Here is a 13708-nt window from a genome sequence, read left to right on the forward strand (position 1 = left end):
GTCAGAAAACAAAGACCATGACACGATATAAAAAACAAGCTCTCACAGCTCTTTCACTCGGCCTGCTCCTCTTGGTAGGGACCACCTCCTGCCAGCGCACCGAGGACCTACTCTTCGACAAATCCTACGGAGAGGGTACACTGGATCGGATCGATGAGACCGACCGTATACTCCGTGCGGCACCCAACGGCTGGGAGACCGACTACACCACCGGGTCCGGAGATACATTCAAGCTACAGTTCAAGTTTGGTGACAACAAGCAGGTGACCACCTACAGCGACTTTGATCCCAGCCCCACAGTCAGCTCCTACACCTTCAACCTCAGTCGTGGTGCCGTACTATCATTCGACACCTACGGCCTACTGCACCGGCTTGCCGACCCCGTTGTCCTCCCCAACATCTACGATGAGGGCCTAAAGGGAAAAGGCTACCAGGGCGACTTTGAGTTTGAGGTCCTCAGTGCCACCCCCGAGCAAGTGGTACTGCGCGGGATGAAAAACCGCAGAGACACCACCATCCTCAAGCCCCTCAAGCACGCACCGGATGCCAATGCCGACGTGCTCAATCTCCGGGCGCTCAACCAAAGCCTCTTTCCCGAAGTCTCCACACTCTACAAGAGCATAGACGTCAACGGCAGCCCCAGGGCAGACTTTGCCGTAGAACCAAGCAGCAGTGCACTGCTCTCTGCCACCTTCTACCGCAACGTCGCCATCGTCAAGCAACTCTCCGCCACAGGTGAGCCCATCGAGAGCCGGCATGAGCTAAAGCCCACCGCAACAGGGTTTGAGGTCACTCCGGCCATCTCTATCGAGGGCAAAAACTATGGAGAGTTTGTACGAAACAGTGAGGGCGACTTTGTGGCCAAGGAGGCACCGGAGGTGAAGTTCAACCTCATGAGCAACAAACCCCTCGTCCCCAATAGACACGGTGAGTATCTGCTCCGGACTCACTACTTCTCCTCTATCAACGGCAACCACTCCACCCTATTTGTGCGAGACATCATCGACAAGTACCGCGCAAAGGTCAACGGTAGCCTCTCCGAGGTCTACGTCGGTTTCTTCAATAACACCGATGCGTGGCGTCCGCTCGGCTTTTGGAACTCCGACAGAACCCGAAGGGTCTTTGAGGTCAATCCCCGACTGATCGAGGGCAACACCTGGACCTACGATGGCGTATGGGCCAACCCAGAGACGAAAAGTCTGATCGAGCAAGAGGGCACCGGCCTCCATGAGTTTGCCGTCTACTTCACCACCTACTTCGACCCCAACAACACTGTCTACATCGAGGACATCTCCGAAAATGGAGACAGCAGCTATCTCCGCATCGTGAGCGCCAAGGATGCTCGCTACTGGTACACTGTCAAGAGCTAAGGAGAGCCACTCCGGGACATATTGCAAAGCGTGGGACCCACACTCCGTGGGCCTCACGCTTTTTTTTAATGAACGAAATCCGCCCTTGCCACTCGTTTCCGCTTGGTACCCTATCCTCACCTATACAAGAAGTGGCGAATCCCGTGACAAAGGAACATTCCTACCACAACGGCCCTCTAAAAGGAGACTGTTGCACGAAGGCGATATGCTGCGTTGCTTTCGGAATTCGGGCTAGGTCACGTACGTGAGTACGCTCCCTTCGCCCTCATCCTCATCGCCTTGCATCTCATCTTTCGTGCAAAGTCTCAGCACATTTTAGCAAATGTGCGAGAATGGCACTTCGTGCAACATTCTCCAAAGGTGAAAAACAGGCGAATTTTGAGGCCCCAAAAGCCCCCTTTGGAGGTCTTGATAATTAAACACTTATGGAGGACCTCGGGTTTCACGGATAGAAGCAATCTTTTTCACGGATAGTAGCAAAACTTTTCACGGATAGAAGCGATCGCTCAGACGGGCAGAAAAAAGACACCCCCTCAGGATCGGCCGAAAAAAGGACACTTTAGAAGTGATCACCTGCGTTGAAACTATGGTTTTTTCGGTAGCCACTTTTTCGGAGGTCTCTTTTTTTTGAATTTCATCCGAATGTGGTACTTTTGAGCGGATATGGGGGTAGGGTGCCAGAGGGAGACTGATACATTATCTAACTATAACCACCAAACAACTATGTACGGAAAAGTAAAGGACTTTCTTGCCCGGGAGTTGCAGGCCACCAAGGAGGCCGGTCTCTACAAAAACGAGCGAATCATCACCAGCAAGCAATCAGCGGCCATCACGATCCAAGATGGCCAGGCGGATAAGCCGGTGCTCAACTTTTGTGCCAACAACTACCTTGGCTTGGCCGATAATCCCGAGGTGATCGAGGCGGCCAAAGCAGCGATGGATCGGAGGGGCAACGGCTTGGCGTCGGTCCGCTTCATCTGTGGTACACAGGATATCCACAAGGAGCTGGAGGCAGCTATCTCGGACTACTTTAGGACCGAGGATACGATCCTGTATGCCGCTTGCTTTGATGCCAATGGCGGATTGTTTGGCTCCCTCTTGGGCGAGGAGGATGCGATCATCTCGGATGCACTCAACCATGCCTCGATCATAGATGGTGTGCGGCTCTGCAAGGCGCAGAGGTACCGCTATGCCAATGGTGATATGGCAGACCTGGAGGAGCAGCTCAAGCGTGCACAGGCGCAGAGGTTCCGGATCATTGTGACGGACGGAGTCTTCTCGATGGATGGCAACGTCGCACCTATGGATCGTATCTGCGACCTAGCCGAGAAGTACGATGCTCTGGTGATGGTGGACGAGTGCCACTCAGCCGGTGTGGTCGGCAAGACCGGCCATGGTGTGGCCGAGCTCTATGACCTATATGGGCGCATCGATATCTTCACCGGCACTCTGGGCAAAGCCTTTGGTGGTGCTGTGGGTGGCTTCACGACCGGACGCAAGGAGATCATAGATATCCTGCGCCAGAGGTCTCGCCCCTACCTGTTTTCCAACTCATTGCCACCCTCAGTGGCCGGTGCCGGGCTCAAGGTCTTTGAGATGCTCAAGGCCTCGGACACTCTGCACACCAAGTTGATGGACAACGTGCAGTACTTCCGCCAAAAGATGGAGTCGCTAGGCTTTGACATCAAGCCGACCCAGAGTGCGATCTGTGCCGTGATGCTGTACGATGCGCCTCTGAGCCAGCGTTTTGCAGCACGCATGCAGGAGGAGGGGATCTACGTGACCGGCTTCTGCTTCCCCGTGGTACCTCGTGGCGAGGCCCGTATCCGTGTGCAACTCTCAGCCGCGCACGAGCATGCACACATCGACAGGTGTGTGGAGGCCTTTGAGAAGATCGGTAAGGAACTAGGGGTAATCAAGTAAAGACCCCGAGAGCAAAAAAGGCGACTTGTATCTGTCGCCAATAGAGGGCGGGTGTGTCGAGGTCCGACACCTCGCCCTTATTTTTTGTTTTTTCTCCCCCCTCTTCCCCCCTTTTTCAGACTCTTGTTCGTAGTGTTTTTAGCGTAGAAAAGAAGCCTTGCCCTCAAGACCTACCTGTGGCTCTCAACAACTTGAAAAAGGAAGGTTGGCTGTGGAGAAAAACGGCTACCGGCCACTCGGAAACTTCGTCTCCAAAGCGTCTGCTCAGCTCTTTGCGGGTTGAGTTATCTAGATGAGACTGTTGCACGAAGGCGATATGCTGCGTTGCTTTCGGAATTCGGGCTAGGTCACGTACGTGAGTACGCTCCCTTCGCCCTCATCCTCAGCGCCTTGCATCTCATCCTTCGTGCAAAGTCTCAGCACATTTTAGCAAATGTGCGAGAATGGCACTTCGTGCAACATTCTCTAGATTGTTACACTCACAGAAGACCCCCACTTCTATCACTTCCGGCCCTTCGGGCAGTGTGATGGAGGCGAGGTGATGGCAACAGGAGAATGCACGTCCTCCAACTGTTTCCAACCCCTCCGACAGTCTTAGAGCTATAGGACTTTCGCAGTATGCGAATGCATCGTTTTCGATCGCTCTCCCTGCTCATCAAGAACCGGTACCATGTGTGTCAATTGTTTTTCCCCATCCGAGATCGGTGGTGCAGTGTGGAAGAGCCCACTTGGGATAAGGGATCGAGCATGTTGTATAACGTTTTGGGAAGCTATAGTATAGAAGATGCGCAACTTCGGACGAACCAATCTTGTTTAACCAACCAACTAAAATTTCAAAAAACTATGGCACTAAGATACCGTGTATACGAACGCAAAAACACCCTGCAAAATGCTAAAAGGCCTCGCATAGCTTGTGCGGTACCCACGATGCTGGGGCGTATCTCCATCCGAGAACTGGCGGAGGATATAGCTGACCGCTGTACAGTCCACAGAGCCGATGTGCGTGCGGTGCTGGATGTCCTGTCGGTGTCGAGTATGAGCTTTATGACCAAGGGCTTTGGGGTTGATCTGGGTGACCTGGGTAGCTTTTCGTTCCGACTAAAGAGCAAGTCTGCGCCAAGCAAGGCCGACTTTACCAATGACCTGGTGAAGCGGGTGCTGATCCGCTATACACCGAGTGCGGAGATGAAGGCACGCTTGGCGGAGACCTCTGTCCTCAATGTCGACAGCCTGCTCAACCAACAGACGCCCTCGACGGGTAAGAAAGGTCAGAAGGCTCCGGACGCTGAGACACCGTCCAATGCCGGCACAGAGGGTGGTACACCCCATGGTGGCAACCTCTAATGTGTGCTCCGGCATATTTAGGGCAATGGTGTGAGCAGAGCTCAGGTAAGCTGAGAGGATAAGTATGGGCGGAGATCGTCTCGGAGTGGTCGAATGATCGGAAGAAATGGTCTCCCCCTTTTTTAACCAAAATAGGTAATAAGTGTATGGATATAGGAAGTGTACAGGTACTGCTGACGACTCTCCTGACGATGGGGAGTGGTGTGAGTGGATGGATCGTGGGGCGACGGAAGCGGAATAATGATTTTTTGACAGAGCAACAGGAGAGTATCGAGCTGCTGGCAGAGAGCAACAAGTCGATGATGGTACGCTTCACTCAGGTGTTGCAGGAGGTGGTGCAGCTACGAGGAGAGAATGCGGTACTACAGAGTAGGGTGAAGCGACTAGAGCAGGAGCTGGAGGAGCTGCGTGTATCGAGCCAAGCGATGCAGGCGACCCGTGAGGTGCGCCAAAAGTGGAGTGAAGCCAAGGTGGCTGTGGTATGAGTGTCGGTCGGGCTTTTGGGCGGTCGATCTGCCTGCTGGTGGTCTGTGCTGTGCCCTTGGTGTCGGGGTGTCGCAGCCACCGACAGGTGGTGATGGAGGAGGTGGTGAGTGCCGGGGTGCAGCCGGTGCAGATCTCGGGCGATACGGCTGTGGTGCGGTATCGCCTGAGCGCACCGGTCACTCTGTCTCCCTTGATGGCCTCCGGAAAGGGGGTGAAGCTCCGAGCCACGGTGGAGGATCGTGTGCTGACGGTGTCGGCTCGGAGTGAACCTAAGGAGGTGCAGGTGCCCTATGTGGTGGTCCGGCAGGTGCATGCGACTCCGGAGCGTGAGTCCGGTCGTGGGTATGGTGGGTATTGGTGGGGAGGGGGTGTCCTGGGTGTGCTACTGCTCCACCTATGGGTGAGCCGTCGTAGGAAATGAAAAAAAGGTACATTTGTGGAGCAACAGTACCAAAAGATAATCATATGAAGACATTAGTAGTCGTGGGGCATCCCCACATTGCCACATCAGTGGTCAACAAATCTTGGGCCGAAGTCGTTCGCACACTGGAGGGTGATTCGGTGACACTGCACCTGCTGGAGGAGGCCATCGGCAAGGATGGAAGATTCGACTTGGCGGCGGAGCAAGCCTTGATCTCTGCTGCGGACCGGATTATCCTACAGTTTCCGCTCTACTGGTATATGCCCCCCGGAATTATGGTGGAGTGGATGGATACCGTCTGGGCAGAGCATTGGGCCTGGGGCGAAGGGGGCGATGCCATGGTGGGCAAGCGTATCGATGTGGCTGTCTCGTGCGGTGCACCTGAGGTGGCTTTTTCGGGAACCACTCTGCAGCAATATCTTTCATTTGTGAAAGGATCTGCCGGCTTTGTGCGTGCGGAGAGTGGGTACTTTCATGCCTTTTATGGTGCGGAGGGAGACGGTGTGGCAGAGCGTTTGGAGGCCAATCGTGAAGCGTATAGAGCATTTGTTTTGGACCAAATAAGAGAGCAAAAATTATGATCAAACTACACATAGGAGACGAAGTCAGCACCCTCCGCAAAGTGGTGGTGGGCCTTGGAGACCACAATGGTCCTACACCTACACTGGAGGAGGCCTATGATGCCAAATCGTACAGCACGATCATCGCCGGAGTGTACCCCTCGGATGCACAGCTGAGTCGTGAGGTGGAGGGCTTGGCCCGTGCAATAGCGGCAGAGGGCGTGGAGGTGCTACGTCCCAAAGAACTGGAGGGAGTGAACCAGATTTTCTCGAGAGACGTGGCTTTTGTGCTGGAGGATAAGATCATACGGGCCAACATCATCCCGGATCGTGAAGCCGAGATGCGTGCGTATGATGAGATCTTTGCCCAGATCCCTGAGGATAAGATCGTGACCCCTCCGGAGTACGTACATATAGAGGGTGGAGATGTGGTGATGCTGGGAGATAAGATCTTGGTTGGTTGCTACCTCAGCCCTGACTATAGCACCTACTCCATGGCTCGGACCAATAAGTATGCGATAGGCTTCCTGAAAAGTCTCTTTCCCAAAAAAGATATTGTCCCACTGGAGCTGATCAAGCATGATACTGATCCCTATACCGGGGTGTTGCACTTGGACTGCGCTTTTCAGCCGGTCGGTGGGGATAAGTGTATCCTTTTCCCCGGTGGCTTTAGGCACACAGAGGACTGGGAGTATATCATGAATCTGTATGGAATAGAGAATACCTGTATCATCAGCCGTGAGGAGATGTATGAGATGAACCCGAATATCTTTAGTCTCTCCCCCAACAAGGTGATACTGGATGAGACCTTTGGCCGTCTCCGTCACTGGTTGGAGAGTAGAGGGGTGACCTGTATCCCCCTGCCGTACCGCCAGGTGAGCAAGCTGGGAGGCCTCTTTAGGTGCACCACGCTACCACTCTATCGCGACTGATCTCCTCATCCTCTCTCTCTGCCCCCCTTTCATAAAACAAGTGAGATGAATGTATATGTGAGCTTGCCCGAAGGCACGGAGTCCTATTTTAGGGCATTGTACCCGGACAAACGGTATGTCATCGGGCATGACCCCTGCGGACAAAAGGTGGGAAGTGGAGGTGCACTGAGGTACCTCCTGGATGAACACCCCTCCGGGGAGCGGTGTCTCGTGATCAATGCAGGTGGCGAAAGTCGTCGCCTGCCGGCCTATGCCTCCTATGGTAAAGTGCTACTACCGATGCCGGTACTGAAGTGGTCTAGGGGGCAACGAGTGACTCAGCGCTTGATAGAGCTACAGGAGGACTACCTAACGCAGCTGGCAGGTAAAGCCCCAAACCGAACAGTGGCGGTGGTCGCCAGTGGTGATGTGCTCCTGGCACTCCCCGACAAACTTCCCGACATGCCGGAGGCCGATGTGGTGCTTGTGGGACTGTGGAGTACGGCCGCCAAGATGACGGCGCATGGAGTCTTTTTGTGCCATCCGGATGAGCCAAACAGACTGGATGGAATGGTCCAAAAGCCTACTGTCGAAGAACTAGAGACGCTCGGGAAAAAGCACTTGCTGATGATTGACAGCGGGGTGTGGCTCCTCTCGCAACGGGCAATCGACAGGCTCCGTGGCATGACGGGCTATGTAGACCTCTATACCGACTTCCTCACCCAGAACAGCGACCTAGAGGTGGCGGTGTACCCGATAGGTGAGGCGACATTTTACCACTTTGGAAGTACCTCGGACCTCGTCGAGAGTACGCAGGAGTTGCAAAATCGGAGGATCGACCAGCGAGATATCCTCTCCGGTCGCTGGAAACGACATGGATCGGCGATTGCCCTAAATGCCCGAGTGGAGCAACCACTCAATGACCGAAATCACCACATATGGGTGGAGAATAGCCACATACCTATGGGGCTAAGGCTCACCGACCACAATGTCGTCACAGGGTTGCCGATGAATGATCTGGAGCTGACCTTGGAGCCGGGTATCTGCCTGGATGTGCTCCCGGTAAAGCGTGGAGGATATGTGGTGCGGATGTATGGATATGGGGATACGTTCAAGGATCAGACCTATCTGGGGCGGCCCCAAAGTTGTGATCCCTATACCACACCGATATTTCCTCACATTGATAGGGTGGAGGAGCTGGAGGAGCTCCTACGGGCGGTGATGAATGGGCAAGCGGTCGCCAATGACTGCTATGCGGCCTGCGAACTCTCCGCAGAGGTGGACTGGGAACGGGTAGAGCGACAGCGAATGGCTTTTTTGTCGGAAAACCTTGTGGCCATGCAACGCAACTATGCGGGAAGTGTCCTGTACCACTCGGATCTCTCGGTTGTGGGGCGACTGCTTGGTAAGGTGCCGGCTCAGCTGCCTGCTGAGGCTCCTCTGCTGATCCGCATGCAGGATGCGGCCATGCGACATGCTCTCACGGGGGATGAAAACGAGGCCAAGAAGGCGGATGAGTATTTGTGCGAATTGGTCTCCTCCACTACCGGTGCGACTTCGTCTCCTCGGCGGGATGTCTACTCTGACCAGATCATTTGGGCCCGTGCCCCAATGCGGATCGACCTCGCCGGAGGGTGGAGCGACACACCACCGTACTGCATCTATGAGGGTGGGGCGGTGACCAACTTTTCCCTCACGCTCAACGGGCAAGAACCCCTGCAAGTGTACGTCCGTCCCAATCCATCGGGGCAGATTATCTTGCACTCCATCGATATGGGGTTGCGCGAAATGATCACGACACCTGACCAACTCACGTGGTATCGCCGGCTGGGTGACCCTTTTTCCATCCCCAAGGCTGCGCTATGCCTCTGTGGTGTTTATCGTCGTGGCGAGTCTATGCCGGACCTCTTGGATCGAATAGGAGGCGGGCTGGAGGTGACCTTGCTGTCGGCTGTTCCGGCCGGCTCCGGGCTGGGAACAAGTTCTATTTTGGGTGCAACGGTTTTGGGCGCACTCAGCAACTATTTCGGACTGCACTGGACGAAAGAGGCGCTGGCGTCTCGGACTCTACTCTTGGAGCAAATGCTGACGAGTGGTGGTGGCTGGCAAGATCAATGGGGAGGTGTGTTTGGCGGGGTCAAGCTGATCACGACCGAGAAAGGACAACAGGAGCCACGCATGCAGTGGTTGTCGGACTCTGTCTTTCGGACCCCGGAGTGTCATCTGCTCTACTATACTGGGCTCACACGGCAGGCAAAAAGTATCTTGGGCGGGATTGTCCGGCGTATGATGCTCAATGAACACGACACTCTGGCTCACCTCCGACAAATCAAGCAACTGGCATATGATATGGCTGATGCTATAGGTAAGGATGATCTAGACGCCTATGGTAGTATATTGACCGAGTCCTGGAGTGCCAACAAAAAGCTGGATGAAGGCTCTACCACGCCTCAAATCGAGGCCATCATTTCAGGCATCAAGGACTATGCTCTAGGGTATAAACTCCCAGGTGCCGGCGGTGGAGGGTTCCTGTATATCGTTGCCAAAGACCCCGATGCAGCTCGGTATATATGCAAACAACTCAAGGGAAACACCCCAAATAGTACGGCAAGAATGGTGGATATGCACCTGTCGCAGGATGGTCTCATCGTAACACGATCCTAATGGCTAAAAGTAAACTAAAAACCGTATATATCTGTACTGAATGCGGTGCAGACTTTCCCAAGTGGTCCGGGAAATGCCCGACCTGTGGCGAATGGAATACCCTGAAAGAGTACAAGGTGGGACCCGATGAACCTGGTGTCCGTATCCGAAAAGATCGCTTGGCAACAGACAACTATCCCACTCCGCTATCCGAAGTATCGGGTGACTCGGCTCCCAGAATGGATCTGAAGGATGGAGAGCTGAATCGTGTACTGGGCGGAGGATTGGTCAAGGGCTCTTTGGTCCTGATCGGAGGCGAACCTGGCATAGGCAAGAGTACCCTAATCCTGCAAAGCGTAGTGCGTAACCCCGAGCTGAAGACCCTCTATGTCAGTGGGGAGGAGAGTCCGGGGCAGATACGGCTACGCGCAGAGCGCTTGATCGATGCCGACCGGGTAGATCATTGTCTACTATATAGTGAGACCCAGATGGATGTAATCCTCGAGACCGCCATGGAGGTCCTTCCCGACCTTTTGGTCATTGACTCCATTCAGACCATGCAGAGCTCCCGCTCCGAATCCTCGCCAGGTAGCCCCAGCCAAGTGCGGGAGTGCACAGCTCAGATGCTTACCTTTGCCAAAGAGTACGATATCCCGGTCATTATTGTCGGACATATCACTAAGGATGGCTCCATTGCCGGTCCCAAGATAATGGAGCACTTGGTCGATACGGTGCTACGGTTTGAGGGTGATCAAAATCACCAGTACCGCATCCTTCGGGCTATGAAAAACCGATTTGGCAACACCTCAGAGATAGGACTCTACGAAATGCTCCGCGACGGGCTCCGCCAGGTGGTCAATCCTTCCGAGATGCTCCTGACCGGAAATGACTCCTCCCTCAGTGGTATCTGTATTGGGGTCAGTGTGGAGGGACAGCGTCCACTCCTGCTCGAGGTACAAGCATTGGTCAGCTCTGCCGTTTACGGTACACCGCAACGCTCAAGTACCGGCTGTGATCTGCGACGTGCCAATATGCTCTTGGCGGTGCTGGAAAAGCGTGCCAACTTCAAGCTGATCCAGAAGGATGTCTTCCTCAATATTGCCGGAGGCCTTTATGTCTCGGATACAGCTATTGACCTAGCTGTGCTGAGTGCCGTGCTTTCCTCTAGCCTGGATATCCCAATTTCTAGAAATGTCTGCATAACGGGAGAGGTGGGCTTGAGTGGCGAGGTGCGAGCTGTCTCGCATATCCTGCCACGGATCAAAGAAGCGGCCAAGATCGGGTTTCAGACCATTATTCTCCCCGCCGACAATATCAAAGGCCTAGATCTATCTGAGTTTCCTATCCAAGTCCTACCGGTCAGTCGAGTGGACGAGGCTTTTCGTCTCCTTTTTAGATCCTAGCCGGAGTGTTCTGTTGATATGAGTATAGGATTACCATTTGCTCGACCACTCTACGTGATGGCCAAGCCGGCCGGATCCTACTGCAACCTAGCCTGCACCTACTGCTACTATCTCGAAAAGTCCAACCTCTTTGATGGTCGGGCTGCTCACCAGATCATGAGTGACGACCTCCTGGAGCGATATGTGCGTGAGTACATCACCAGCCAGACAACCCCGGAGGTCCTCTTTACATGGCATGGAGGTGAGGCACTCATGCGCCCCCTTGCCTTTTACCAAAAAGCCCTTGAGTTGCAACGCCGGTATGCCGGAGGCAGGCGCATCGACAACGCTGTGCAAACCAATGGCCTACTCCTCAATGACACCTGGTGCGAGTTTTTTAGGAAAAACAACTTCCTCGTCGGGATCTCCATAGACGGAGGCAAAGCGGCACACGACGCTTATCGCCAGACCCCCACCGGACAACCCACCCATCACAGAGTACTCAGGGCTATCAACTTGCTCAAAAAGCATGGAGTCGAATACAATGCACTTGCCGTGGTCAACGACATCAATGTCGGGGACCCGGTTTCTTTTTATCAGTTCTTCAAGGAGCTAGAGTGCCACTATATACAGTTTACGCCCATAGTGGAGCGCACGGCAGCCCACCCCGATGGGACCAAGCTGGCGCATGTGTCAGAAAAAGGCGAGCTTACCCCCTTTTCCGTTACCCCCGAGCAGTGGGGCGATTTTCTCATCGGGGTATTCGACGAGTGGGTCAAGTCCGATGTCGGCACCTACTATATCCAGCTGTTCGATGCCACCCTCGCCAATTGGGTCGGAGTCACTCCCGGGGTATGCTCCATGGCGCAGTACTGCGGACATGCTGGGGTGATGGAGCACAATGGCGATGTCTACAGTTGCGACCACTTTGTCTTTCCCGAGTATAAGCTAGGCAACATCCGCTCCAAGACACTTGTGGAGATGATGTACAGCGAGCGTCAGCAAAAGTTTGGCAGAGACAAATTTGACACTCTGACACGCCAGTGTCGCGAGTGTGAGTATCTTTTTGCCTGCTGGGGTGAGTGTCCCAAAAACCGCTTCGCTTGCGACGAATACGGTAATCCTGGGCACAATTATCTCTGCTCGGGGTATTTCCGCTACTTTCGGCACGTTGCCCCATATATGGACTTCATGAAAGAAGCCTACCTCAACGGTCGCCCCCCCGCCTCTGTCATGACCGACTTTCACCCGCTTAGAGCTGGGAAATAAACGGTCGAGAAGCACCACCGGATTGCTAAAAAAGTAGTAAATTTGCCACCAAACAAAAACAAATAAACCCTCACAACCAATGACAACTGCCGCACCTACTAGCCCTATGACCGGAGAGAAACCCTTTACCATGCTTGCTAAGACCCTCTTCGGACTAGAGGATATCTTGGCAGAAGAGCTCCGTACGATCGGGGCCACAGATATCCAACCCGGACGGCGAATGGTAGCCTTTAGTGGCACGTTGCGAACCCTATACAAGGCAAATGTTTTTTTACGGACTGCGCTGAGGATACTGGTGCCGATCGATCAGTTCGATGCCAAAAACCCCGACGAAATCTACGACCATCTGTACCACAAAGTCAACTGGTCACAGTATTTCCGGCCAAAAGATACATTTGCTGTGGATACAGTGGTTTACTCAGCGACCTTCACGCACAGCAAGTTTGTAGCCTATCGTGTGAAAGACGCCATCGCAGACTACTTCAGGGATCGCGAGCAACGTCGGCCCAACGTTTCGGTGACCGACCCTGACCTCTGCTTTCATGTACACATTGCCGACGAGCGAGTGACCATAGCCTTGGACGCATCCGGCGAAAGCTTGCACAAGCGGGGCTACAGGCTTAGCCAGACCGAGGCCCCCATCAACGAAGTCCTAGCTGCCGGGATTCTGCTCCGCGCAGGCTGGCAGGGTCAGTCCAACTTCCTAGATCCTATGTGCGGGAGTGGAACCTTTCTTGTAGAGGCGGCTCTGATAGCGGCGAATATCCCACCGGGACTTTTCCGTGAGAGCTTTGCTTTTGAGCGGTGGAGCAACTACGACAGCGAGCTATTCAGTGAGGTGATGGAAGATTGGGAGGAGCGACGCTTCGAGTACAAGATCTACGGCTCCGACAGCAACCCCAAAGCGATCGCCATGTCCCGTGGCAATGTGCGCAAAGCAGGAGTGGACCGATACGTCGAGTTGGCAGTCCGAAAGATAGAGGACTACACCGAGGCACTCAAGCCCTCAGAGACCGGGCTGCTCGTGACCAATCCTCCCTATGGTGAGCGACTGCGGCCGGACGCACTGGAGGAGCTGTACAAAAATATAGGCACCACCCTCAAGCACACATTCACCGGATGGAATGCTTGGATCATCTCTTCAAACATAGAGGAGGGGTTCAACGCAATAGGCCTAAAGCAGTTTCACAAAGAGACACTCTACAATGGCTCTCTCGAGTGTGAGCTGAGAGGGTATGAGCTTTTTGCCGGTAAACGCAACGACTACGTGCAAGAGCAGACCGAGCAGGGTGTCTGGCAACGAAAGCGGGAGTACCGCATGCGCAAGCGGGAAGAGCGCGAAGATTTTAGGCGCGCCCGCAAGACCTACCGCCAAAAGCAGTGACCCCGGTCGGCCGGT

The 13708-nt window shown here is 54.2% G+C and carries 12 protein-coding genes; 11 read left to right on the top strand and 1 reads right to left on the bottom strand.

Going from position 1 to position 13708, the window contains the following annotated elements; translation table 11 throughout:
- Window positions 1–17: 17 nt before the first annotated feature.
- Window positions 18–1370, top strand: a complete 1353-nt coding sequence (locus AC1EK1_RS03370) for a DUF4302 domain-containing protein (RefSeq protein WP_480305717.1) — start codon at window positions 18–20, stop codon at window positions 1368–1370.
- A 723-nt stretch (window positions 1371–2093) separates the two neighbouring features.
- Entirely contained in the window at window positions 2094–3293 is a 1200-nt protein-coding gene (gene kbl, locus AC1EK1_RS03375; RefSeq protein ID WP_480305718.1) for a glycine C-acetyltransferase, read from the top strand.
- A gap of 397 nt (window positions 3294–3690) precedes the next feature.
- Here the strand turns inward: kbl and AC1EK1_RS03380 are convergent, their stop codons facing one another.
- Complete coding sequence (locus AC1EK1_RS03380; protein WP_480305905.1) at window positions 3691–3933, bottom strand: leucine-rich repeat protein; 243 nt, start codon at window positions 3931–3933, stop codon at window positions 3691–3693.
- 203 nt (window positions 3934–4136) lie between these two features.
- Between AC1EK1_RS03380 and AC1EK1_RS03385 the strand changes: the two genes are divergently transcribed.
- The 9 genes from AC1EK1_RS03385 to AC1EK1_RS03425 all read left to right on the top strand — a co-directional run bounded on the left by AC1EK1_RS03385 (window position 4137) and on the right by AC1EK1_RS03425 (window position 13693).
- Window positions 4137–4637, top strand: a complete 501-nt coding sequence (locus AC1EK1_RS03385; RefSeq protein WP_480305719.1) for an HU family DNA-binding protein — start codon at window positions 4137–4139, stop codon at window positions 4635–4637.
- A gap of 146 nt (window positions 4638–4783) precedes the next feature.
- The gene (locus tag AC1EK1_RS03390; RefSeq protein ID WP_480305720.1) at window positions 4784–5122 is read left to right on the top strand and encodes a hypothetical protein; all 339 of its coding nucleotides are present in this window, start codon (window positions 4784–4786) and stop codon (window positions 5120–5122) included.
- Complete coding sequence (locus tag AC1EK1_RS03395) at window positions 5119–5544, top strand: hypothetical protein (protein WP_480305721.1); 426 nt, start codon at window positions 5119–5121, stop codon at window positions 5542–5544. Before AC1EK1_RS03390 ends, AC1EK1_RS03395 begins: the two co-directional genes overlap by 4 nt.
- Before the next feature lie 44 nt (window positions 5545–5588).
- The gene (locus tag AC1EK1_RS03400; protein ID WP_480305722.1) at window positions 5589–6125 is read left to right on the top strand and encodes an NAD(P)H-dependent oxidoreductase; all 537 of its coding nucleotides are present in this window, start codon (window positions 5589–5591) and stop codon (window positions 6123–6125) included.
- A complete protein-coding gene (locus AC1EK1_RS03405; protein ID WP_480305723.1) occupies window positions 6122–7036 on the top strand; it encodes a dimethylarginine dimethylaminohydrolase family protein in 915 nt (304 codons plus the stop codon). The genes AC1EK1_RS03400 and AC1EK1_RS03405 overlap by 4 nt, the downstream gene beginning before the upstream one ends.
- A 45-nt stretch (window positions 7037–7081) precedes the next feature.
- The gene (locus tag AC1EK1_RS03410) at window positions 7082–9679 is read left to right on the top strand and encodes a bifunctional fucokinase/fucose-1-phosphate guanylyltransferase (RefSeq protein WP_480305724.1); all 2598 of its coding nucleotides are present in this window, start codon (window positions 7082–7084) and stop codon (window positions 9677–9679) included.
- Window positions 9679–11061, top strand: coding sequence for a DNA repair protein RadA (radA, locus tag AC1EK1_RS03415; protein WP_480305725.1), 1383 nt, complete (start codon window positions 9679–9681; stop codon window positions 11059–11061). Before AC1EK1_RS03410 ends, radA begins: the two co-directional genes overlap by 1 nt.
- A gap of 18 nt (window positions 11062–11079) precedes the next feature.
- Entirely contained in the window at window positions 11080–12309 is a 1230-nt protein-coding gene (locus AC1EK1_RS03420; protein ID WP_480305726.1) for an anaerobic sulfatase-maturation protein, read from the top strand.
- A gap of 106 nt (window positions 12310–12415) precedes the next feature.
- Window positions 12416–13693, top strand: coding sequence for a THUMP domain-containing class I SAM-dependent RNA methyltransferase (locus AC1EK1_RS03425; RefSeq protein WP_480307236.1), 1278 nt, complete (start codon window positions 12416–12418; stop codon window positions 13691–13693).
- Window positions 13694–13708: the final 15 nt, after the last annotated feature.

It is taken from the genome of Porphyromonas sp. C0026D3, from assembly GCF_056590775.1.